Here is a 23,149-nt window from a genome sequence, read left to right as displayed (position 1 = left end):
CCGCGGCATCTGTTACCCGTGGGCCGCCTGGATGGCGCTAGCCCTGATTGTCGCGTCCGGCCTGTCGGGCGGCCAGCTTGTCTGGTCCGTCTTACTTGCCCTGCGCTTGCCACTCGGCCGGCGTCAGCGTCTTCATCGACAGCGCATGGATCTCCGCACGCATGCGGTCGCCCAGCGCGGCATAGACCCGCTGGTGGCGCTGGATCAGGCGCTTGCCATCGAACTCGGCGCTGACGATGGTGGCGAAGAAGTGCTGGCCGTCGCCCTCCACTTCCAGGTGTTCGCAGGAGAGGCCTTGGGCGATATAGTCCCTGACTTGTTGGGGTGTAGGCAGCATGGTTGTCTTTTCGCGTTGTTTCGCTGTAGGTCGCGTCGGTTCGCTTGCAGGTTCGGGCGGGGCGGCGGGCCGCCGCTCAGTGGCGCAGCTTGTAGCCGCTCTTGAGCAGCTGCAGCGCTATCGCCGCGAGCAGCACGAAAGCCGTACCCACGACTGCGAGACTGAAGGTCGGCGCCACGTCGGAGACGCCGAAAAAACCGTAGCGGAAGCCGTCGATCATGTAGAAGAACGGGTTGGCGTGCGACACCGCCTGCCAGAAGGGAGGCAGCGAGTGGATCGAATAGAACACACCGGACAGGAAGGTTGCCGGCATGATCAGGAAATTCTGGAAGGCCGCGAGCTGGTCGAATTTCTCGGCCCAGATCCCGGCGATCAGCCCCAGCGTGCCCAGGATCGCCGCGCCCAGCAAGGCAAACACCAGGATCCAGGCGACATAGGCGAAGTGCAGGTTGGCGAACCAGGCTGTGACCAGCAGCACGCCCAGGCCCACGGCCAGGCCGCGCACGACCGAAGCCACCACGTAGGCGCCGAACATCTCCCAGTGCGACAACGGCGGCAGCATGATGAACACCAGATTGCCGGTGATCTTGGACTGGATCAGCGACGAAGAGCTATTGGCAAAAGCATTCTGAAGCACGCTCATCATCACCAGCCCCGGTACCAGGAAGGCGGTATAGCTGATCTGGTCGTACACCTTCACGCGGTTCTCCAGCACATGGCCGAAGATCAGCAGGTACAGGATGGCGGTCAGCACCGGCGCGGCCACGGTCTGGAAACTGACCTTCCAGAAACGCAGCACTTCCTTGTAGAGCAAGGTGCGGAAACCCACCAGGCCACCCACCGCCATCGGCGCAAGGTGGGTGTTGATGGCGTCCTGCGTACCGTCGAATTCGCTTGGCATCTTCATGCTGCGGCCTCCACCGCCGTATCCGGCAGCGCGCCAGGCATGTGGCCTTCGCGCCGCATGATCTGCACAAACACGTCCTCCAGGTCTGCCTTGTTGATTTCCATGTCTTCGATCTCGCAACCGGCCTCGCGGCAGGCGGCCAGGATCGGCTCCACCGCTGGATAGCCCGACAGCCGCAGCCGTACCGCCCGTTCGCCCGGGTTGGCGGGCATGCGCAGCGGCTCGAGCGCAGCGGGCAGCGCGCCCCGGGAGAAAGTCAGCGCCAGTTGCAGCCCGGCGAACTGGTTCAGCAGGTTGCTGGTACGGTCCAGCGCCACCACCTCGCCGAACTTGAGCATGGCGATCCGGTCGCACAGGGCCTCGGCTTCTTCCAGATAGTGGGTGGTGAGAATGATGGTGTGTCCCTCGCGATTCAGGCGCGAGATGAATTTCCACAGGGTCTGCCGCAGTTCCACGTCGACCCCCGCGGTCGGCTCGTCGAGCACGATCACCGGCGGCCTGTGCACCAGCGCCTGGGCCACCAGTACGCGCCGCTTCATGCCGCCGGAAAGCTGGCGCATATTGGCGTCGGCCTTGTTGGTGAGATCCAGGTTGGCCATGATCTCGTCGATCCAGTCGTCGTTGCGGGTCAGGCCGAAATAGCCGGACTGCAGGCGCAGGGTCTCGCGCACCGTGAAAAAGGGATCGAAGACCAGTTCCTGCGGCACCACGCCCAGCATGCGCCGCGCCAGCCGGTAATCGGACACCACATCATGGCCGAGCACGCTGACGCTGCCGGAGTCGGCACGGTTCAGGCCCGCCAGGATCGAGATCAGCGTGGTCTTGCCTGCACCGTTGGGGCCGAGCAGGCCGAAAAATTCGCCACGCTCGACGGTGAAGCTGACACCCTTGAGCGCTTGCAGGTTGCGGTAGCGCTTGCGAACGTCTTTGAGTTCGATGGCTTTCATGGCCGGATACTGTTTGGCAGGCGCGTCGGGCTCTTTCTGGCTCGCACGCCGGCCTCCTTGAAATGGCGGGGACCGCCTGGGTGCTTCGACCGTGCCTTGCCCGTGCCTTATGCGCCGGAACGGTCGAACAACCCGGAATTATAGGGGATGCGGGAGCAGTCCCGCTGTGAGCGCGAGGCGTGGCGCGAGCCATCGCCCGGGCATCGCGGTAGCAAGCGCTGATCTGCAGCTTGCCACGGATGCCGATTCAATGTCGGTGGGAAATGGTGCCTTGCGCGCCCTGGGTGCCCGTGGCAACCGCCTGGGGCGCCACTTGCAGCAGGGAATCGACACCGTACAGCTTGACCAGATCGGCCAGTTGCGCCGGTGCGCCGACAATCGCGAGCGACTGGCCGCGGCTGGCGGCATCGCGCTGCCAGGCAAGCAGCACGGCGACCGCGGCGGAATCGACCTGGGTCAGGCCGCTGCAGTCGACCCGGGCTTCGCCCTGGGCCAGGCGTGCCAGCCCGTCACGCAGCACGGCGGCGGCGTTGCGGTTGGTCAGCGAGGTGTCGAGCGAAAGCATCTGGCAGGGTCCGGGGATGCGAGTCTGGGGAAAAGCACGCCCGCAGAAGCGGGAGCGCCCATTGTAGAACAGATCGGCGGGCCGCGCTGCGTGCGCGGCCCGCCCGCCAGGACATGGCGGGCGGAATTGCGGAATCAGTTCTTGGCGCTGGCAAGCTGGCGGTTGCGGTCCTGCAGCGTCTTGATCACGCCATCCACGCCCTGCTGGCCGACGATGGTGTTGAAGCTGCCCTTGTAGGCCTCGGTCAACCAGGCGCCCAGCACGTTGATGTCATAGACCTTCCAGCCTTGCGGGGTCTTCTCGAGGCGGTAGTCGAGCTGGATCGGCTCGCCCTTGTTGATGACCTGGGTCCGGATGGTGGCGTCGGTATCGTCCGGGCTGCCACGGTACGGGCGGAACTGCACGGTCTGGTCGCGGATCTGCGAGATGGCGCCGGAATAGGTGCGGATCAGCAGGGTCTTGAACTCATCGGTGATCTGCTTTTGCTGCTCGGGCGTGGCCTTGGACCAGTTGCGGCCCATCGCGATCTGGGTGGTCTTCTGGAAATTCGCGTTGGGCAGGATCTTCTGCTCCACCAGCGCCGAGATCTTGTTGATGTTCCCGGCCTGCATGTCCTTGTCCGACTTGACGGAGGCCATCACTTCGCCGACCACGGCCTTGACCAGCCCGTCAGGCGTGCTGGCATCCTGCGATTGGGCATGGGCGGCGCCAGCAAAGGCAACCACGGTAAGAAAAGGCAGCAACAGTCGCTTCAGCATCATTTTGTCCTTGTCGATCAAAACGCAGTGGACGCCGCGGTACGGCGGCCCTTGCGCATCCCGGCATCAAGGCCGGTAGTGGTCATTCCCCACGTTGGATACCGGACGAGCCCGGGGAGTTCTCGGCACCGGGGCATCCGGCGCCACATCTACATAATTTGTTGCACTGCTCACAGCCCGGACACGGACCTGGGCAGACGTCGTTCAGCGCAGGCGGATACCGCCGGGCATCTGCATGGGCGACGTAGGCAACGCCTGTTTTTCCTGCGTGGCGTCCGGCGGCGTCTTGGCTGGCCCGCCATCTTCATCGTGCTCGGGCGGGTTGCCATCATAGATCTGGTACTCGCGGCGCTGCAGATAGGCATCGCGCATGAAGGAGTACTTGTCGAGCGCGGCCTGCTCGATCAGGTTGGTGGCGCCCAGCAGCGAGGCCCGGGTACTGACGAAGCGCACGCCGGTCAGCGTATTGCGTGCCCAGACGGGGTCGAGATAGGCTGATGGATCCATCTGGCGGTCGACTAGCATGCCGGCGGTATCGCGCACCGTGCTGGGCCCGAACAGGGGCAGCACCAGGTACGGACCGGCCGGCGCGCCCCACACGCCCAGGGTCTGGCCGAAGTCTTCCTTGTACTTGGGCAGCCCGGCCGGCGTGGCGATGTCGATCAGGCCGCCAATGCCCAGCACGCTGTTGATGGCCACGCGCATGGAGTCCTCGGCAGCGCGGGTCGGCTTGCCCTGCAGCAGGTTGTTGACCGCGGAATAGACGTCGCTGACGTTGGAGAAGGCATTGTCGATCGCGGTACGGACCGGCGACGGGATGTAATCCGTGTACAACTGGGCAACCGGGCGCATCACGCCTTTATCGAAATCTTCGTTGATGCGGAAGACTTCCCGGTTGAACGGCTCGATCGGATCCTTGGGGTTGGCGGTGGGGCCAGTCGCGCAGCCCGCCACCAACGAGGCGGCCGACGCCGCCAGCAACCACTTCCGGCCCGCGCGCCAGCGCGCGGGAAGACCCTTGCCGTTCATTTCCCCCCCCCTGCGGCACCGCTGGCAGCGCTGCCGCTCGCATTGTTGCTGTTGTTGCTATTGCCGCCGGCACCTGCGTCCGCGGCCTTGTTATACAGGAACTGCCCGATCAGGTTTTCCAGCACCACGGCCGATTGCGTCATGGTGATGCGGGAGCCCTCCGCCAGCATGGCCGGATCTCCGCCCGCCTCGAGGCCGATATATTGCTCGCCGAGCAGGCCGGAGGTCAGGATCTTGGCCGAGGTGTCCTTGGGAAACTGGTACTGCTTGTCCAGCTTCATCGACACGGTGGCCTGGTAGGTCTTGTCGTCGAAGCGGATATCGGCCACCCGGCCCACCACCACCCCGGCGCTTTTCACCGGCGCGCGCGGCTTCAGTCCGCCGATGTTATCGAAGCGCGCCTGTACCGTGTAGGTATCCTGGAACGACAGGGAGCTCATATTGCCGGCCTTCAGCGCCAGGAACAGCAGCGCGACGAAACCCGCCACGACAAACAGGCCAACCCAGAAATCGAGTGTATTTCTTTTCATCTGCGTCTCTTCTTCAAGTACTCCGGCTCCGGCGACCGCACCGGCTGGTCAGCTGAACATCAGCGCAGTCAGCAGGAAATCCAGCGCCAGCACAGCCAGCGAGGCAATCACTACGGTACGCGTGGTGGCGCGCGATACGCCTTCCGGCGTGGGCTTGGCCTGATAACCCTGGTACAGGGCGATAAACGTCACCGCAATGCCAAAAATAAAGCTCTTGGTCACACCGTTCAGCACATCGGCACGCACGTCCACGCCACCCTGCATCTGCGACCAGAAGGCGCCCGCATCGACGCCAATCATCTGCACGCCAACCACATAGCCGCCGAGCACCCCGACGGCGCTGAAAATGGCCGCCAGCACGGGCATGGCGACCACGCCAGCCCAGAATCGGGGCGCAATCACGCGCTGCAGCGGATTGACCGCCATCATTTCCATGGCCGTCAGCTGCTCGCCGGCCTTCATCAGGCCGATCTCGGCCGTCAGCGAAGTGCCGGCGCGCCCGGCGAACAGCAGCGCGGTCACCACCGGCCCCAGCTCCCGCACCAGGGACAGCGCCACCAGCAGGCCGAGCGCCTGCTCGGAGCCGTACCGGTTGAGCGTGTAGTAGCCCTGCAAGCCCAGCACGAAGCCAACGAACAGGCCCGATACGGCGATGATCACCAGCGACAGGTTGCCGACGAAGAAAATCTGGTCGCTTACCAGGCGGAAGCGGCGCAGCAGCGCCGGCGACATGGCCAGCACCGTGAAGAACATGCGGGTGGCATGGCCCAGGCCGCTGACCGACTGCCGCACGGCGGAGCCGATGCTCGTGAAGAATCCCATCATCGCCACGCTCCGCTCGAGAAGTCCTCGGCCAGCGACGGCCCCGGATAGTGGAACGGCACCGGGCCGTCGGGCTCGGCATGGACGAACTGATGCACGAAGGGATCGGTCGAGGCACGCAGGGCCTCTGGCTCGCCTTCGGCGGCAATGCGGCCGTTGGCGATGAAATAGACGTAATCGGCGATCAGGAAGGTCTCGTTGACGTCGTGCGACACGATGATGGTGGTAGCCCCCAGCGCATCGTTCAGGCTGCGGATCAGTCGCGCGGTCAGGCCCAGCGAGATCGGGTCGAGCCCGGCGAAGGGCTCGTCATACATCAGCAAGGCGGGATCGAGCGCAATCGCGCGGGCCAGCGCCACGCGCCGCGCCATGCCGCCGGAGATCTCCGAGGGCATCAGGTCGCGCGCGCCGCGCAGGCCGACCGCGTTGAGCTTCATCAGCACCAGGTCGCGGATCATGCTCTCGGGCAGGTCGGTATGTTCGCGCAGCGGGAAGGCCACGTTGTCGAACACCGAGAGATCGGTGAACAGTGCGCCGAACTGGAACAGCATGCCCATCTGGCGCCGCACGGCGTACAGATCGCCGCGGTCCAGCGCCGGGATATTGGCGCCATTGAAGAGCACTTCGCCCTTCTGCGGCCGGACCTGGCCGCCGATCAGGCGCATCACGGTGGTCTTGCCGCAGCCGGAGCCGCCCATGACAGCCACCACCTTGCCGCGCGGGAAGCGCATGCTAAGGCCCGACAGGATAGGCTTGCCGTTCGCCGCGTAGGCGAAATCGACAGCTTTGAGCTCGACGAGGTTTGAGGCGGATTCGGTCACGTTGGCACCGTGTTGGGCAGTCCGCCATTATAAGGGCTACTACCTAGCGCTGCCCGTGCCAGTGGGCCGCAATTCACATCCAGGAATCGCAAATAATTGTTTCATCACAATTGCGCGGGGTGACTGGCGGCTTCCGGGGCGCGCCTGGATTGCCTGGAAGCCCCTATGGCTCGGTCTGGCCGCTGGCCTGCCGCAGGATCACCTGCCACTGGATCGATTCGGCGCGGATCGCGGTGGCGAACGCCTCCGGCGAATCCCGCAACGGCGTCAGTCCTGCCGCCAGCAGGCGATCCCGCACTTCGCGCTCGCCCATCACGCTGTCGAGTTCGCTGGCCAGCCGCGCCACTATGGCATGCGGTGTCCTGGCTGGGGCGATGACGCCGAACCAGGCCGTGGCGCCATAGCCGTCCAGCCCCGATTCCTGCAGGGTGGGCACGGTCGGCGCCAGTTGCGAGCGCGCCACACCCGTCACGCCCAGCAGCCGCAGGTTGCCGCTCCTGACATGTGCCTGCACCGCCGCGAACGAGCAAAAACAGGCGCTGACGCGGCCGGCCAGCATCTCCTGCACCACCGCCCCCTCCCCTTTGGCCGTCACCAGCGGCACCCCGTTGGGCACATCGTGCACGGCATACTCGGCATACAGGTGGGCAGGGCTGCCGGCCTGGCCTGAGCCGTAGCTATAGGATGCCGGACTGGACTTGACCGCGGTAAGCCATTGCTGCGGCGTACGCATCGGCAGGCGCGCATCGATCACCAGGAACAGCGGCATGGTCGCCACCCGCGCCACCGGCGTGAAATCGCGCACCACGTCGTAAGGCACCGGCTCCAGCCCAGGCTGGATCAGCATGTTGGCCTGGTGGAACAGCAGGGTATGGCCGTCGGAATTCGCCTTGGCCACGACATCGCCGGCGGTGGTGCCGCCCGCGCCGGGCCGGTTGTCGACATCCACCGGCACGCCAAGGCGTACCGCCAGACGCTCGGCCAGCAGGCGCGCCACGGCATCCGGCACGCCGCCGGCCGGGAACGGCACGACCAGCCGGATCGGCCGGACCGGAAACGAGATGGGCCGGTTGAATGCAGCCTGGGCCGCTACTGCCTGCAGCACTGCCGGCCGAGCCAGGCCAGGCCCGCTGGCGGCTGACAGCAGGCTGGCGATACAGAACGCCAGCCCCCTCGGCCCAATCGCAAGACGGCATGACGCGCGCTGCCGGAGCGTGCAAAAAACGGGCGCAATGGCCATGAAGAGCCGAAGCCAGACGTGCAAGGCAAACCGTGAACGAACCGGCATTGCGGCGGGGTGAAGCAACGTCGCCTTACCTCGCCAAAGCCGCAAGAAAATGCGCACTTCGGACATCAATTCCTCCGAGCCACGGGCACTGCCCGCGACACCTGGGTCGGCTGAAAAGGGGGTTAGCGAGGCAGTCTTTGTTCTTAATGTCCGGGTCATTCTACGAAGATTGCCCTGGACCGCACAGACCACGTTAACCATAGCCGGGACAACCCTGTGGAAAGGCCGGGGCGCCCTTGCCCAGCCTCCGCCGGCGGGCTTCGGCACGGCCGCTTTCCCATGTTTGCCGGGGGCGCTTGAATACGCCCTTGCACGGGCAGCCGATAGCGGCCGCCTTGCCGTACCGCCACGGCTGCGGCAGGCAGCGCTGTCTATAATCGCCAACCATGAGCGAATACATCCTCCGGCCCATGCGGCCCACCGACCTGCCCGCCGTGCTGGAGATCCAGGCCCGGTGCTACCGCGACATCCTGCTCGAATCCGGCGCCGCGCTGGCCAGCCGGCTGGCGCTGTCGCCGGCCACCTGCTGGGTGGCCGCGCACGCGGACCGGGACGAAGCGCTGGCCGCCTATTTGTTCACCCATATGTGGCCGCAGGACAGCCTGCCGCCCCTCGACGGCGTGCTGGAGCGGCACTGGGACAGGGATGGCGAACCCGCGGCGCTCACCTGGTTCGTGCACGACATGGCGGTGGCGCCGGACGGCCAGGGCAAGGGCCTGGCACAGTCGCTCTACCAGGCGGCGCGGCTGGCCGCGCTGGCAACCGGGCTGGACTCGTCGCGCCTGATCGCCGTGCAATCGGCCGCGGCCTGGTGGCGCAGGCTCGGGTACGAGAATCTGGTCCCCGTCGGCGCCGCCCTGTCGGCCAAACTGTCGGCCTACGGCGACGACGCAGTGCTGATGTGCCGCACGCTGCAGCCAGCCTGAGCGCGCTATAAAAAAACCCGCCCGGCTTGCGCGGGGCGGGTCTTGCGACGAAGGGAATTCGTCAGCGCATCAACGCATCAGCGCGGCAGTTCGGAATGCCCCATCAGGAAGGCATCGACCGAGCGCGCGGCCTGGCGGCCTTCGCGGATCGCCCACACCACCAGCGACTGGCCGCGGCGCACGTCGCCAGCGGCGAACACCTTGGGCACGTTGGTGTGATAGGCGCGCTCGCCTTCGGTGCTGGCACGGGCGTTCTTGCGGGCGTCGGTGTCGACGCCGAAGGCGGACAGCAGCGAGCCCACCGGGTTGGTGAAGCCCATTGCCAGCAGGACCAGGTCAGCCTTGAGGATGAACTCGCTGCCTTCCACTTCCTGCATCTTGCCGTCCTTCCACTCGACGCGGCAGGCCTTCAGCGCGGTGATCTTGCCGTTCTCGCCGATGAATTCCTTGGTGGCAACCGACCAGTCGCGGTCGCAGCCTTCGTCGTGCGACGAAGAGGTGCGCAGCTTGATCGGCCAGTACGGCCACACCAGCGGCTTGTTCTCTTCTTCCGGCGGCTGCGGCAGCAGTTCGAACTGGACGACCGATTCGGCGCCATGGCGGTTCGAAGTGCCCACGCAATCCGAACCGGTATCGCCGCCGCCGATCACGATGACGTGCTTGCCATCGGCGCGGATCTGGTTGGGCGCATCGCCAGCCACTTCCTTGTTCTGCGGGATCAGGAACTCAAGCGCGTAGTGGATGCCGGCCAGGTCGCGGCCAGGCACGGGCAGGTCGCGCGGCACTTCGGAGCCGCCGGCCAGCACGACAGCATCGAACTGGTCCTGCAGGGACTGGGCCGAGATGGTCTCGCGCGCATAGCTCTTGATGCCGGCCGGCAGTTCGCCGTCGGTCACCATCACGCCGGCACGGAAGGTCACGCCTTCGGCCTGCATCTGTTCCATGCGGCGGTCGATCAGCCACTTTTCCAGCTTGAAATCGGGGATGCCGTAGCGCAGCAGGCCGCCGATGCGATCGTTCTTCTCGAACACCGTCACGTCATGGCCGGCGCGCGCCAACTGCTGGGCAGCGGCCATGCCGGCGGGGCCGGAGCCGACCACGGCGACGGTCTTGCCGGTCTTGTGCTTGGGCGGCTGCGGGGCAACCCAGCCTTCTTCCCAGGCCTTGTCGATGATGGCGTGCTCGATCGACTTGATGCCGACCGGGGCTTCGTTGATGCCCAGCGTGCAGGCAGCCTCGCACGGTGCCGGGCAGATGCGGCCGGTGAACTCGGGGAAGTTGTTGGTCTGGTGCAGCACCTCGATCGCCGACTTCCAGTCCTGGCGGTAAACCAGATCGTTGAAGTCGGGGATGATGTTGTTGACCGGGCAGCCGTTGTTGCAGAACGGAATGCCGCAGTCCATGCAGCGTGCGCCCTGGATCTTCGCTTCGCTGTCGGACAGCGCGAAAACGAATTCCTTGTAGTGCTTCACGCGCTTGGTTACGGGCTCGTAACCTTCGTTCTGGCGCGGAAATTCGAGAAAGCCAGTCGCCTTACCCATGTTGCGTCCTTGGTCTTGCTAGGCGAGGCTGGCGCATGCGCCGGCCTCGCCGTGAGGTCAGTATCTTGTGAGACCGGCGGCGCGCCAGGCGCGCCGCCGCTCGCTCATGCTTGGTCGGGCTCGCCGCCCGGGCCGGCTCAGGCCGCGATGCGGTCGCTGTCCTTGGCGTCCTGTTCCTTGGCGTACATCTCGCCCAGCGCGCGCTTGTACTCGGTCGGGAAGACCTTGACGAACTTGCGGCGTGCCGTGGTCCAGTCCGCCAGCAGCGCCTTGGCGCGCTCGGAACCGGTGAAGCGGAAGTGCTGCTCGATCAGGCCCTTGAGGATGTTCTCGTCGAGCTCGCGCTTGCCGCCCACCTTGTGCCAGGAGGCCTGGGACTGCCCCTTCTCCTGCTCGGCCGCGGCCAGGACCGCTTCGAGCGCGACCATCGAGGTATTGCAGCGCTTGTCGAACAGGCCGTCCTCGTCGAAGACGTAGGCCACGCCGCCCGACATGCCGGCCGCGAAGTTGCGCCCGGTGCCGCCCAGCACCACCACGGTGCCGCCGGTCATGTACTCGCAACCATGGTCGCCGGTGCCTTCCACCACCGCAGCCGCGCCGGAGTTGCGCACCGCGAAGCGCTCGCCAGCCACGCCGTTGAAGAACGCTTCGCCGGCAATCGCGCCGTACAGTACGGTGTTGCCCACGATGATGTTGCGGGTGGGGTCGCCGCGGAACTCGTGCGGTGCGCGCACGATCACGCGGCCGCCCGACAGGCCCTTGCCGACGTAGTCGTTGCCGTCGCCCACCAGGTCCAGCGTGATGCCGTGCGCCAGGAAGGCGCCGAAGGACTGGCCGGCGGTGCCTTGCAGCTGGATGTGGATGGTGTCGTCGGGCAGGCCTTCGTGGCCATACTGCTTGGCCACCACGCCCGAGAGCATGGCGCCGACGGTGCGGTTGACGTTCTTCACCGGCTGGATGAACGACACGCGCTCACCCTTGTCGATGGCCGGGCGTGCCTTGGCGATCAGCACGTGGTCGAGTGCCTTGCCGGCTTCGAGCGACAGGCCGTGGTCCTGCACGTCGGTATGGAAGCGCGGAACTTCGGCCGGGAACGGTACCTGGTAGAACACGCGGGTGAAATCGAGGCCGCGTGCCTTCCAGTGCTCGATGGCCGGCTTGGTATCGAGCAGGTCGGCACGCCCGATCAGTTCGTCGAACGAGCGGATGCCCAACTGAGCCATGATCTCGCGGGCTTCTTCGGCCACGAAGAAGAAGAAGTTCACCACGTGTTCGGGCTTGCCCTGGAATTTCTTGCGCAGCACCGGATCCTGCGTGGCCACGCCCACCGGGCAGGTGTTCAGGTGGCACTTGCGCATCATGATGCAGCCTTCGGCCACCAGCGGCGCGGTGGCAAAGCCGAACTCGTCGGCGCCCAGCAGCGCGCCGATGACGACGTCGCGGCCGGTCTTCATCTGGCCGTCGGCCTGCACGCGGATGCGGTTGCGCAGCCCGTTGAGCATCAGCGTCTGCTGCGTCTCGGACAGGCCCAGCTCCCACGGCGTGCCGGCGTGCTTGATCGACGACCACGGCGATGCGCCGGTGCCGCCGTCATGGCCGGCGATCACCACGTGATCGGCCTTGGCCTTGGCCACGCCCGCGGCCACGGTGCCCACGCCCACTTCCGACACCAGCTTGACGGAGATATCGGAGCTCGGGTTGACGTTCTTCAGGTCGTGGATCAGCTGCGCCAGATCCTCGATCGAGTAGATGTCGTGGTGCGGCGGCGGCGAGATCAGGCCCACGCCAGGCACCGAGTAACGCAGCTTGCCGATGTAGTCCGAGACCTTGTGGCCGGGCAGCTGGCCGCCTTCGCCCGGCTTGGCGCCCTGCGCCATCTTGATCTGGATCTGGTCGGCCGAAGCCAGGTATTCGGCGGTCACACCGAAACGGCCCGAGGCCACCTGCTTGATCTTCGAGCGCAGCGAGTCGCCGGACTGCAGCTCCAGGTCGCGCACCACCGCTTCGGAGCCCAGCAGGCCCTGCAGCGTGTCGCCCTTCTTGATGGGGATGCCGCGCAGTTCGTTGCGATAGCGCTTCTCGTCCTCGCCGCCTTCGCCGGTGTTGGACTTGCCGCCGATGCGGTTCATCGCCACGGCCAGCGTGGTGTGGGCTTCGGTCGAGATCGAGCCCAGCGACATGGCGCCGGTGGCGAAGCGCTTGACGATGTCCTTGGCCGATTCCACTTCTTCCAGCGGAATGGCGCGCGCGGGATCCACCTTGAACTCGAACAGGCCGCGCAGCGTCATGTGGCGGCGGCTCTGGTCGTTGATGATGTTGGCGTACTCCTTGTACGTCTGGTACGCGCCCTTGCCGTCGTCGGCACGCACGGCGTGCTGCAGCTTGGCCACCGAATCCGGGGTCCACATATGCTCTTCGCCGCGCACGCGGTAGGCATATTCGCCGCCGGTGTCGAGCATGGTTTCCAGCACCGGGTTATCGCCGAAGGCTTCCTGGTGCAGGCGCAGCGCCTCCTCCGCCACCTCGAAGATGCCGATGCCTTCGACATTCGATGCGGTGCCATGGAAATACTTCTGCACCAGTTCGCGCGACAGGCCGATGGCTTCGAAGATCTGCGCACCGGTGTACGACATATAGGTGGAGATGCCCATCTTGGACATCACCTTCTGCAGGCCCTTGCCGATCGCCTTGACGAAGTTCTTGACCGCTTTCTCGGGCGACAGGTCGCCCGACAGGCCTTGCGCCATGTCGGCCAGCGTTTCCATCGCCAGGTAGGGGTGCACGGCTTCGGCGCCGTAGCCGGCCAGCAGGGCGAAGTGATGCACTTCGCGCGCGGTGCCGGTTTCCACCACCAGGCCGGCCGAGGTGCGCAGGCCCTTGTCCACCAGGTGGTGATGGATGGCGGAAGTTGCCAGCAGCGCGGGAATGGCGACGTGGTCGGCATCGACGCGGCGGTCCGACACGATCAGGATGTTGTAGCCCGAACGCACGGCGTCCACGGCTTCTGCGCACAGCGAGGCCAGGCGGGCCTCGATGCCTTCCTTGCCCCACGCCTTCGGATAGCAGATGTTCAGCTCGTAGGAGCGGAACTTGCCACCGGTGTAGTGCTCGATATTGCGGATCTTGGCGATGTCCTTGAAGTCCAGCACGGGCTGGGACACTTCGAGGCGCATCGGCGGGTTGATGTTGTTCAGCTCGAGCAGGTTGGGCTTGGGTCCGATGAAGGACACCAGCGACATCACCATGTTCTCGCGGATCGGGTCGATCGGCGGGTTGGTGACCTGGGCGAACAGCTGCTTGAAGTAGTGGTACAGCGTCTTGTTCTTGGACGACAGCACCGCCAGCGGGCTGTCATTGCCCATCGAGCCGGTGGCTTCCTCGCCGGCCAGCGCCATCGGCGCCATCAGGAACTTGACGTCTTCCTGGGTGTAGCCGAAGGCTTGCTGGCGGTCCAGCAGCTTGGCCGACGGCTTCTTCTCGGCGGCCACGTCCTCGGGCTTGGCGTCCAGCTCGTCGAGCTTGATGCGCACGGCGTCGATCCAGCTCTTGTAGGGCTTGGCGTTGGCCAGGTTGTCCTTGAGCTCCTTGTCGTCGATGATGCGGCCCTGCTCCATGTCGATCAGGAACATCTTGCCCGGCTGCAGGCGCCATTTCTGCACGATGCGCGACTCGGGGAAAGGCAGCACGCCGGCTTCCGAAGCCAGCACCACGACGTCGTCCTCGGTCACGTAGAAGCGTGCCGGGCGCAGGCCGTTACGGTCCAGCGTGGCGCCGATCTGGCGGCCATCGGTGAAGCAGATCGCGGCGGGGCCGTCCCACGGCTCCATCATGGCGGCGTGGTATTCATAGAAGGCGCGGCGGTTGTCGTCCATCAGCGTGTGCTGCTCCCAGGCTTCCGGGATCATCATCATCATCGCGTGGACGAGCGGGTAGCCTGCCATCGTCAGCAGTTCGAGACAGTTGTCGAACGAGGCGGTGTCAGACTGGCCGGGATAGATCAGCGGCCACAGCTTGGGCAGGTCGTCGCCCAGCACCGGCGAGGAGATCGCGCCGGTACGCGCGTTGACCCAGTTCACATTGCCCTTGACCGTGTTGATTTCGCCGTTGTGGGCGACCATGCGGTACGGGTGAGCCAGTTCCCAGGCCGGGAAGGTGTTGGTGGAGAAACGCTGGTGCACCAGGGCCAGCGCCGACACGGCGCGCGGGTCCTGCAGGTCCAGGTAGTACTCGCCGACCTGGTTGGCCAGCAGCAGGCCCTTGTACACCACCGTGCGCGCCGACATCGACGGCACGAAGTATTCCTTGCCGTGCTTGAGCTTGAGCGCCTGGATGGCGTGGCTGGCGGTCTTGCGGATCACGTAGAGCTTACGTTCCAGCGCGTCCGTGGTCATGATGTCGCGGCCGCGACCGATGAAGATCTGGCGGATCACCGGCTCGGTGGTGCGCACCGTCGGCGACATCGGCATGGCGGCGTCCACCGGCACATCGCGCCAGCCCAGCACGACCTGGCCTTCCAGGCGCACCGTGCGTTCGAGTTCCTGCTCGCAGGCCAGGCGCGAAGCGTGTTCCTTCGGCAGGAAGATCATGCCCACGCCGTACTCGCCGGACGGCGGCAGGGTCACGCCCTGCCTGGCCATTTCCTCGCGGTAGAACTGGTCCGGGATCTGGATCAGGATACCGGCACCGTCGCCCATCAGCGCATCCGCGCCGACCGCGCCCCGGTGATCCAGGTTCTCCAGGATCTTCAGGCCTTGCTGGACGATTTCATGGCTCTTCTTGCCCTTGATGTGGGCAACCATGCCGACGCCGCAGGCGTCATGTTCATTGGCGGGGTCATACATGCCCTGAGCCTGCGGACGCGAGGCGGGCGCGAGCGCGGCGGCCTCAGACGCTACGGCCTGGGCTTGGGCCATCGTTTGCTTCGATTGGGATTGCGATTGATCCACGGGCTTGATTCCGGTGAGGGCTGCGCAGCCAGCAAGGCAGACCGGAACGGGAACCGCACTCTTCCACCTGGACCGGCTTGGAAACCGGCTCGGGGGCAACAAGAGGGACAGCGGGGCCGCAGCGGCGTACGCAAGCGTGACGCGCCGCACAATGAATGTGGGTGGAGGAACTATAAAAGAATCGTTCCCGTCCCGCAAAAATTTTAAATGGGGTCAGATCATAATTTTCCCCGCACCACATCGGGGATGGCATTTAAATGGGGACACACTAAAGATGGTGCATTGCGGTGCGTGCCGTGGAGGGCTCGCACGGCTGCGCGGCTTGGCGTGACGTCCGCTTTACGCAGGATCGGGTTCGGGCTCGCGGGCCTGGGCGGTGCGGCCCGCCGGCCGCCCCTTCGGCAACGGGTGCACACGCCGCCCGCCCTGGCGTTCGAGCTGCGCCAGGAACGCGGCGTCGCCCAGCGGCCAGCCGCTATGCGCGTGACTGCGCAGCGTGGCCAGCGTCATGGACGACAGGCCCTCGGCCACCACGCCGCGATAGTTGGACTGGCGCTCGAACGGCGTATTGCCAAGCGCCCAATAGGCAGAGTGATCGCTTACAAAGGGGCTGGCCTCGATGCCGGCATGATGGCGGTAACTGCTCCAGCGATCGGCCTCGGGCGCACTCGCGTCGCCCGCGCGCACCGCGTTGCCCTCCACGTAAAGCATCGCCGGCAGCATCCATTGCCCGGGATCGAACACCGCCGAGCGGAAGCGGCCATCCCACAGCGTGCCGGTCCGGCCAGCGGCCCGGTTGAAATAGCGCGCATAGCGGCGGCCCACGGCCTGCATGGTCAGGCTGAGCGAATCGGCATGCCGTGGCGTGGCCACCAGATGCACATGATTGGGCCGCAAGGCGTAGGCATGGATCGCCAGGTCATGCTCGCGCGCCGCCATGCGCAGGCAGTCGAGGTAGTGCAGGTAGTCGTCCGCACCAAGAAAGACCGGCTGGCGATTGTTGCCGCGTTGCAACACGAGCGCCGGCAGCGCGGCTGGGGAAAAACGAGGAAGTCGGGCCATGATGGGGTGAAGAAGATCGGCGGCATGCGGCCACCGGGTCACTGTCTCAAGCGAATGCCATGCCCGATGATAGCCTAGCCGCCAGCTGATCCGTCCCCAATTTTTCCGCTGCCCCGGGCGGCGTCAGCTGCCGCCCTCGTCGACCGCGAAGATGCGGCGGTGCTCGCGGATCGCGTAGCGGTCGGTCATGCCGGCGATATAGTGCGAGATCAGGCGGGACTGATCGCGGCCCTGCCCGGCCTGGTATTGCGGCGGCAGCAGGCGCGGGTCAGCCATGAAGGCATCGAACAGGTCGGAGATGATGCGCTGCGCCTTCGCCGACATGCGCATGACAAGGTAATGGCGATAAAGATGACGGAACAGGAAGCGCTTGAGCGCCACCGCTTCCTCGCGCACCGCCGGGCTGAACGCCACCAGCGGGCCGGCTGCCCGCACCGCGTCGATGGTGCGCGGGTTGGCAGCGGCGATATTGCGGCTGGTGGTTTCGATCAGGTCGACGATCAGCGTGTTGATCATGCGCCGCACGGTTTCGTTGATGACCCGCCGCCCGTTGATGCCGGGGAACGCTGCCACCGCCTCGGCCCGGTGCCGGCCCCACATGGGCACCTCGTCCATCTGCTCCAGCGTCAGCAGGCCGGAACGCAGGCCATCGTCGATATCGTGGTTGTTGTAGGCGATCTCGTCCGCCAGGTTGGCCAACTGGGCTTCCAGCGAGGGCTGGGTGCCCTCCAGGAAGCGCCGGCCCAACTCGCCCAGCGCCGAGGCGTTGACGCGCGAGCAGTGCTTGAGCACGCCCTCGCGTGTCTCGAAGGTCAGGTTGAGCCCGTTGAAGCCGCCATAGCGCTCTTCCAGCTCATCCACCACCAGCAGGCTCTGCAGGTTGTGCTCGAAGCCGCCGTGGTTCTTCATACAGTTGTTCAGCGCATCCTGGCCAGCGTGGCCAAAGGGCGTGTGCCCGAGATCGTGCGCCAGCGAGATGGCTTCGACGAGGTCCTCGTTCAGGCGCAGGTTGCGCGCGATGGAGCGGGCGATCTGCGCCACCTCCAGGCTATGCGTGAGCCGGGTGCGGAAAAGATCACCCTCATGATTGACAAAAACCTGGGTCTTGTACTCGAGCCGCCGGAAGGCCGTGCTGTGGATGACGCGGTCGCGGTCGCGCTGGAACTCCGTGCGCGACGACGAGGGCGGTTCAACATGCACCCGCCCGCGGGTGTGCGCGGAACGGGCGGCATAAGGGGCGAGATGGCTTTCGAGGTCGGTCATGCGGCAATCCGGTCGGGCATCCGCCCGGGTGGCCGTGTGCCGCCCGGGTGGGGTTGCAAGGCACAACCGATCGCGTCAGGCGACCGGCGCCTCGGTAGGCGGCCTGAGCACCGCATGCTGCAAGGTAGCGCGCAGGTCAGGATCCGGCACGGTGGTAATGAAGGCTTCGCCCAGCTTGCGCAGCAAGATGAACTTGACGCTGCCGGCCTCGGCCTTCTTGTCCACTTTCATCAGTTCGATGTAGCGGTCGGTGCCGAGTTCCGGCGCCACGACAGGCAGCATGGCGGCGCGCGTCAGTTGCACCACGCGCGAGCGCGTCTCGGTATCGATGAATCCCAGGCGATGCGACAGGTCCGCCGCCATCACCATGCCGCAGCCCACCGCCTCGCCGTGCAGCCACTCGCCGTAGCCCATGCCGGCCTCGATGGCGTGGCCGAAGGTGTGGCCGAAATTCAGGATGGCGCGCAGGCCGCCCTCGCGCTCGTCCTTGGCCACCACCGCGGCCTTGATCTCGCAGGAGCGCTGTACTGCCAGCATCATGAGGTCGGGGTCGCAGGCGTTGAGCGCGTGGATATTGCGCTCGATCCAGCCGAAGTACTCGGCATCGGCGATGGCGCCGTGCTTGATCACTTCGGCCAGGCCAGCCGCCAGTTCGCGCTCCGGCAGCGTGCGCAGCGTGTCGATATCGGCGATCACCGCGTTGGGCTGGTGGAAGGCGCCGATCATGTTCTTGCCCAGCGGGTGGTTGATGCCGGTCTTGCCGCCCACGGAGGAATCCACCTGGGCCAGCAGGGTGGTAGGCATCTGCACGAAGGGCACGCCGCGCATATAGCAGGCGGCGGCAAACCCGGTCATATCGCCCACCACGCCGCCGCCCAGGGCGATCAGCGTGGTCTTGCGGTCGGCGCCCGCGGTCAGCAGCGCGTCGAAGATCAGGTTGAGCGTTTCCCACTGCTTGAAGGCTTCGCCGTCGGGCAGGGTCACGGTGCGCACGGTCTTGCCAAGCGCCGCCAGCGTGGCCTGGACCCGGGCGGCATAGAGCGGCCCCACGGTTTCATTGGTGACGATGACGGCGTGCTGCCCGCGCACATGGGGGCGGAGCAATTCGGCCTGGTCCAGCAGGCCGGTGCCGATATGGATGGGGTAGCTGCGCTCCCCCAGACTGACTTCAAGGGTGATCATCGTGATTCTGGTCCTGCGCCGGGAGCTTTTCCGCACACTCGCCGTCGTCCCTTTCGGGCTCTTCGGCGGCCACGGTGAAACCGGCCATCTCAAGTTGCATCAACACCATATTAGCAAGCTGCGCCACCGAAGGCTTGCCGGTTTCGATGATGAAATCCGCCACCTCGCGGTACAGCGGGTCGCGCTCGCCATAGAGCGCTTCCAGCCGCCCTTTGGGGTCCTCGGTCTGCAGCAGCGGGCGATTGCGGTCGTGCCTGGTGCGCAGCCACAGGTCGTGCGGGCTGGCGCGCAGGTAGACCACCGTGCCGCGCGCCTTCAGGTGGGCGCGGTTCTCCGGCCGCAGCACGGCGCCGCCGCCGGTGGCCAGCACGATGCCGCTGCGCTGGCTGAGTTCGTCGATCATCAGCGCTTCGCGGTCGCGAAAACCGGCTTCGCCCTCATGTTCGAAAATGATCGGGATACGCACGCCGCAACGCGCCTCGAGTTCGTGGTCCGAATCGAAGAAGGGGTAGCTCAGGCGCCGGGCCACGGTTCGGCCGACGGTGGTCTTGCCGGCACCCATCAGGCCAACAAAGAAAAGGTTCGGGCGGGTGACTGTCACTGGCGTGTCGGGCGGGAGCCGGGTCTCTGGCCGGTCCTCGCGGTAGAAAACTGCATCATCTTCTTATGTTGGGACGTTCCGGGCAAGTGGCGCGGCGCAATCGACACAAGGCAACCCGCCTTGCGACCAGCCTTGCACGCCTGCCATGCACCCTCGCCCAGCTCAACCGCCTGGGCAATAAAAAAGCCGCATCGGATCGATGCGGCCTGTCAGTCTACTGCATCCGGCGCGGCCGGGGCTATTTCAGCGACACGTTATCGTTGAGCACCCGCGGTGTCAGGAACACCAGCAGCTCGGTGCGGTTGTTCACCTTGGCGTTATCCTTGAACAGGTTGCCGAGCACCGGGATGTCGCCCAGCAGCGGCACCTTGTTGACGTTGGTGGACTCGGTTTGCGTATAGATGCCGCCAATCACCACCGTGCCGCCGTTCTCGACCAGGACCTGTGTCTGCACGTGCTTGGTGTCGATCGCAAAGCCCGAAGTGGTCTGGATGCCCACGCTGTCCTTGTTGACATCGACGTCCAGCAATACGTTGCCTTCCGGCGTGATCTGCGGCGTCACTTCCAGCTTGAGGTTGGCCTTGCGGAACTGCACCGAGGTCGCGCCGCTGGACGTGGCTGCCTGGTAGGGCAGCTCCGTGCCCTGCTCGATCAGCGCCTTGATATTGTTGGCGGTGACCACGCGCGGGCTGGAGATGATCTTGCCCCGCCCATCCGCCTCCAGCGCAGACAGCTCCAGCGCCAGGAACCGGCCCGCCGTATTGCTGAACAGGCTGACCGCGACCGAGCCGGGGTTGACGCCGTTGATCGCCGCCGCGGGCAGGCTCAGCGCGGGCCCGTTGTCCCAGGTGGCGTTCTGCGTGACCGGGCTCACCACATTGGTGTAGGTGTTGCCGTAGCCGGCGCCGGCCGTCTTTGAGGCAAAGCCCAGCCTCACGCCCAGGTTGCGGCTGAAGCTATCGTTGGCCTCGACGATGCGCGCCTCGATGATGACCTGGCGCACCGGAACATCGATCTTGCCGAGGAAGCTCTGCACTTCTTCCAGCTTGATCGCGATATCGGACACGAACAGCTGGTTGGTACGGGGATCGGCAGTCAGCGACCCGCGCTTGGACAGCATGCGGGTATTGGCTGCCGCGCCGCCCACGCCAGCCACAGCACCGATCCCACCCATGCTGCCAAGCGCGCCTGCTGCCGCACCGCCGGTGCTGCCCACCGCGGCCAGGCCGAGCAGCATGCGCCTCACGTCCTCGGCGCGCTGGTAGTTGAGCTGGAACACCTGGCTTCGGATCGGCTCGAGGTCGTTGATCTGTTGCTGCGATTCGAGCTCGAGTTTTTCCTTGGTGGCCAGCTCGGCCTTGGGTGCCACCCACAGCACATTGCCGTTGCGGCGCGAGGCCAGCCCCTTGGCGTCGAGCACGATCTGCAGCGCCTGGTCCCACGGCACATCCTTCAGCCGCAGCGTCAGGTTGCCCTGCACGCTTTCGCTGGTGATGATGTTGAGGTTGGTGAAATCGGCAAACACCTGCAGCAGCGAGCGGATGTCGATGTTCTGGAAGTTCAGCGAGAGCCGTTCGCCGCGGAAGCCCGCGCCGCTGATCAGCTTGGCAGGATCCTCCTTGACCGGGCGCACCTCCACCACGAACTGCGTATCGGTCTGGTAGGAGCTGTACTCCCAGTTGCCGCGCGGCTCGATGGTCAGGCGGGTGCTGCCGTTGTTGTCCGCTGCCCGCATGCCCTGCACGGGCGTGCCGAAGTCGGTCACGTCATAGCGCCGGCGCAGGGCATCGGGCAACGACGCGTTGAGGAAGTCGACCACCACGTTCTGGCCCTGCTGCGCGATATTGATGCCGGAATCGCGCGCGGAAAGATCGACCACGACGCGCCCCGCGCCATCCGGCCCGCGCCGGAAGTCGATATTGCGCACGGCGGGCCGGTCCGCCGGCACCGCCTGCGCCTGCGCGGAGCTGGGCGCGAAGGTGGGCACCGCCGCCCGCGCTGACGGAGCAACGTTGTCGAGCAGCACCACGAACAGGTTGCCGCGCACCTCGGTCCGATAGCTGGCCACACGGGCGAGGTCGAGGATCACACGGGTGCGATTGCCGATCTGCACCACATTGGCGCTCTTGAGCAGCTTGCCGGAATAGTCGTACTGCGCGCGTCCGGCGGCAAAGCCGGTATCGAGAAAATCGATGGCGAGCTTGGGCGGGTTCTGCGTGGTGAAATCCGCCGGCTTCTGCGCCGGCGGTCCCTGCAATTCGACGGTGAAGACGGTCTGCTCGCCCACCATGCTGGCATCCACGCGCTTGACCGTGTTGCCGGTTGTCGAAGATTGCGCCGATGCAGCCGGCGCGCCCAGTACCAGCATCATCACCGCGGCGCCAGCGAGCGCGCGGTACCAGCGACCCATGATCATGCCGCCCCCTCCAGCTTCAGGCTGGTCATTTTCTCTTTCCACTCGGCTACCCCTTCCCTGACCAATTCGCGCAACACGATCTCGGAATCGCTGATGCGGACCACCCGGCCATAGTTCTGGCCGAGATACTGCCCCACCTTGACGTGGTGGATCTTGTTATCTACCTGCACGATGCCGTAGGTCTCGCCGCGCTTCTTCATCGACCCCAGCATCTTGAAGTTCTCAAGCGGGTAATCCTCCAGCGGCTCGCGGCGGCGGCCGGATTCCGGCGACTCCGCCAGCACCCGGTTGAGGTCGCCGATCTTGTTCTGGGCAAAGGGCTCGGGCGAGTTGCGCCCGGCATAGTCGCGCGGCACGTAGGGCCTGGGTTCGGGCAAGGGTGCCGGCGGCGGCGCCTTGGCGGCACGGGATTGCGCCATCCACTGGCGCAGGCCGTCTTCCTCGCTGGCCCCGCAGGCCGCCAGCAACGCAGCGCCGGCGAGCGCACAGGCGCAGGCGCGCAGGCGCGAAAGCTGGATCGCTCGCCTCATTTCTTCGCTCCCGCGGCCGTCTTGGCCGCAGCGGCCTCCGCCTTGCGCTGCGCCGCCTGTTCCTCTGGGTCGAGCGCGCGATAGGCCATTGCCACGGCCTCCATCGTCAGGCCGCCGTCCTTGCCGGTCGTGAACTGCATCCCCTGCATCGACACGATGCGCGACAGCGCGGCAACGTCGGCATTGAACTGCGCCACGTCGTGATAGCGACCGGTGACTTTCAGGTTGACCGGGATCTCGGCAAAGTAGGGCTTGAGCACGGCGGGCTGCGGCTTGAACAGTTCGAACTGCAGGCCACGCGCCACGCCGGCGTGGTTCACGTCGGCCAGCAGCGCATCCATCTCCGTCTTGTTTGGCAACTGGCGCTCGACCAGCGCCACGCGCTGCTCCACTTCGGCCTTTTGCTTGCGCAGCGCGTCCAGGTTGGCCACCTGCGCCACCTTGCTCTGGTAGGCCTGCTTCAGGCTTTCCTGCTCGGCGTGCTTGCGATCCAGTTCGTCGAGCTTGCCGCTCCAGTAGAACTGCCAGCCCAGCAGCAATACCAGCACCGCCGCCAGAACGGCGAACAGGATGCGCGGCGCGGCCGGCCAGGTTTCGGGCTCGTTGAGGTTGAGGCCGCGGAACTGCGCGCCGAGATCGTTCAGCGCGGCCAGCGAGATTTCGCTATCGAGTGCCATG

General features: G+C 65.8%; 20 protein-coding genes. 1 reads left to right on the top strand and 19 read right to left on the bottom strand.

The window, feature by feature from the left end:
* Positions 1-91 precede the first annotated feature (91 nt).
* The 10 genes from AC3FOF_RS15695 to AC3FOF_RS15650 all read right to left on the bottom strand — a co-directional run bounded on the left by AC3FOF_RS15695 (position 92) and on the right by AC3FOF_RS15650 (position 8,070).
* Positions 92-337 carry a BolA family protein gene (locus AC3FOF_RS15695; protein WP_017228809.1) on the bottom strand — a complete coding sequence of 82 codons (246 nt, stop codon included), beginning with the start codon at positions 335-337 and terminating at the stop codon, positions 92-94.
* Positions 338-413: 76 nt separating this feature from the next.
* A complete protein-coding gene (locus tag AC3FOF_RS15690; protein ID WP_276264975.1) occupies positions 414-1,184 on the bottom strand; it encodes an ABC transporter permease in 771 nt (256 codons plus the stop codon).
* A 56-nt stretch (positions 1,185-1,240) separates the two neighbouring features.
* Positions 1,241-2,191: an ABC transporter ATP-binding protein gene (locus AC3FOF_RS15685; RefSeq protein WP_017228807.1), complete on the bottom strand. Its 951-nt coding sequence runs from the start codon at positions 2,189-2,191 to the stop codon at positions 1,241-1,243.
* Between the two features lie 247 nt (positions 2,192-2,438).
* A complete protein-coding gene (locus AC3FOF_RS15680) occupies positions 2,439-2,774 on the bottom strand; it encodes an STAS domain-containing protein (protein WP_488727113.1) in 336 nt (111 codons plus the stop codon).
* A 116-nt stretch (positions 2,775-2,890) separates the two neighbouring features.
* Positions 2,891-3,514 (bottom strand): MlaC/ttg2D family ABC transporter substrate-binding protein, encoded by a 624-nt coding sequence (locus AC3FOF_RS15675; RefSeq protein ID WP_035814326.1) that lies wholly within the window; start codon positions 3,512-3,514, stop codon positions 2,891-2,893.
* Positions 3,515-3,718: 204 nt separating this feature from the next.
* Positions 3,719-4,543 carry an MlaA family lipoprotein gene (locus AC3FOF_RS15670; RefSeq protein ID WP_017228804.1) on the bottom strand — a complete coding sequence of 275 codons (825 nt, stop codon included), beginning with the start codon at positions 4,541-4,543 and terminating at the stop codon, positions 3,719-3,721.
* On the bottom strand, positions 4,540-5,073 hold the full coding sequence (mlaD, locus tag AC3FOF_RS15665) for an outer membrane lipid asymmetry maintenance protein MlaD (RefSeq protein ID WP_488727082.1): 534 nt from the start codon (positions 5,071-5,073) through the stop codon (positions 4,540-4,542). The genes AC3FOF_RS15670 and mlaD overlap by 4 nt, the downstream gene beginning before the upstream one ends.
* 48 nt (positions 5,074-5,121) lie before the next feature.
* Positions 5,122-5,898, bottom strand: a complete 777-nt coding sequence (gene mlaE / locus AC3FOF_RS15660) for a lipid asymmetry maintenance ABC transporter permease subunit MlaE (protein ID WP_017228802.1) — start codon at positions 5,896-5,898, stop codon at positions 5,122-5,124.
* Positions 5,895-6,716, bottom strand: coding sequence for an ABC transporter ATP-binding protein (locus AC3FOF_RS15655; protein ID WP_017228801.1), 822 nt, complete (start codon positions 6,714-6,716; stop codon positions 5,895-5,897). Before AC3FOF_RS15655 ends, mlaE begins: the two co-directional genes overlap by 4 nt.
* 163 nt (positions 6,717-6,879) lie before the next feature.
* Positions 6,880-8,070 carry a tripartite tricarboxylate transporter substrate-binding protein gene (locus tag AC3FOF_RS15650; RefSeq protein ID WP_276269308.1) on the bottom strand — a complete coding sequence of 397 codons (1,191 nt, stop codon included), beginning with the start codon at positions 8,068-8,070 and terminating at the stop codon, positions 6,880-6,882.
* Between the two features lie 320 nt (positions 8,071-8,390).
* Here AC3FOF_RS15650 and AC3FOF_RS15645 point away from each other — a divergent pair, with 320 nt between their 5' ends.
* Positions 8,391-8,930, top strand: coding sequence for a GNAT family N-acetyltransferase (locus tag AC3FOF_RS15645; protein WP_017228799.1), 540 nt, complete (start codon positions 8,391-8,393; stop codon positions 8,928-8,930).
* A gap of 77 nt (positions 8,931-9,007) precedes the next feature.
* Here the strand turns inward: AC3FOF_RS15645 and AC3FOF_RS15640 are convergent, their stop codons facing one another.
* The 9 genes from AC3FOF_RS15640 to AC3FOF_RS15600 all read right to left on the bottom strand — a co-directional run bounded on the left by AC3FOF_RS15640 (position 9,008) and on the right by AC3FOF_RS15600 (position 23,148).
* Positions 9,008-10,471: a glutamate synthase subunit beta gene (locus AC3FOF_RS15640; protein ID WP_488727081.1), complete on the bottom strand. Its 1,464-nt coding sequence runs from the start codon at positions 10,469-10,471 to the stop codon at positions 9,008-9,010.
* 137 nt (positions 10,472-10,608) lie between these two features.
* Positions 10,609-15,384: a glutamate synthase subunit alpha gene (locus AC3FOF_RS15635; protein WP_017228797.1), complete on the bottom strand. Its 4,776-nt coding sequence runs from the start codon at positions 15,382-15,384 to the stop codon at positions 10,609-10,611.
* A 372-nt stretch (positions 15,385-15,756) separates the two neighbouring features.
* A complete protein-coding gene (locus AC3FOF_RS15630; RefSeq protein WP_035814308.1) occupies positions 15,757-16,479 on the bottom strand; it encodes a transposase in 723 nt (240 codons plus the stop codon).
* 123 nt (positions 16,480-16,602) lie between these two features.
* Entirely contained in the window at positions 16,603-17,742 is a 1,140-nt protein-coding gene (locus AC3FOF_RS15625) for a deoxyguanosinetriphosphate triphosphohydrolase (protein WP_488727080.1), read from the bottom strand.
* A 75-nt stretch (positions 17,743-17,817) separates the two neighbouring features.
* A complete protein-coding gene (gene aroB, locus AC3FOF_RS15620) occupies positions 17,818-18,924 on the bottom strand; it encodes a 3-dehydroquinate synthase (RefSeq protein WP_276265918.1) in 1,107 nt (368 codons plus the stop codon).
* Complete coding sequence (locus AC3FOF_RS15615) at positions 18,911-19,486, bottom strand: shikimate kinase (protein WP_017228793.1); 576 nt, start codon at positions 19,484-19,486, stop codon at positions 18,911-18,913. Before AC3FOF_RS15615 ends, aroB begins: the two co-directional genes overlap by 14 nt.
* A gap of 277 nt (positions 19,487-19,763) precedes the next feature.
* Positions 19,764-21,941 carry a type IV pilus secretin PilQ gene (locus AC3FOF_RS15610; RefSeq protein WP_488727079.1) on the bottom strand — a complete coding sequence of 726 codons (2,178 nt, stop codon included), beginning with the start codon at positions 21,939-21,941 and terminating at the stop codon, positions 19,764-19,766.
* Complete coding sequence (locus AC3FOF_RS15605) at positions 21,938-22,471, bottom strand: pilus assembly protein PilP (RefSeq protein ID WP_488727078.1); 534 nt, start codon at positions 22,469-22,471, stop codon at positions 21,938-21,940. The genes AC3FOF_RS15610 and AC3FOF_RS15605 overlap by 4 nt, the downstream gene beginning before the upstream one ends.
* Entirely contained in the window at positions 22,468-23,148 is a 681-nt protein-coding gene (locus tag AC3FOF_RS15600; protein ID WP_276265921.1) for a type IV pilus inner membrane component PilO, read from the bottom strand. Before AC3FOF_RS15600 ends, AC3FOF_RS15605 begins: the two co-directional genes overlap by 4 nt.
* Position 23,149 lies beyond the last annotated feature (1 nt).

This window comes from Cupriavidus sp. 96C5-1 (assembly GCF_057798855.1).
The sequence above is the reverse complement of the archived record's forward strand: the minus strand, read 5'-3'. Positions and strand labels throughout refer to the sequence as shown.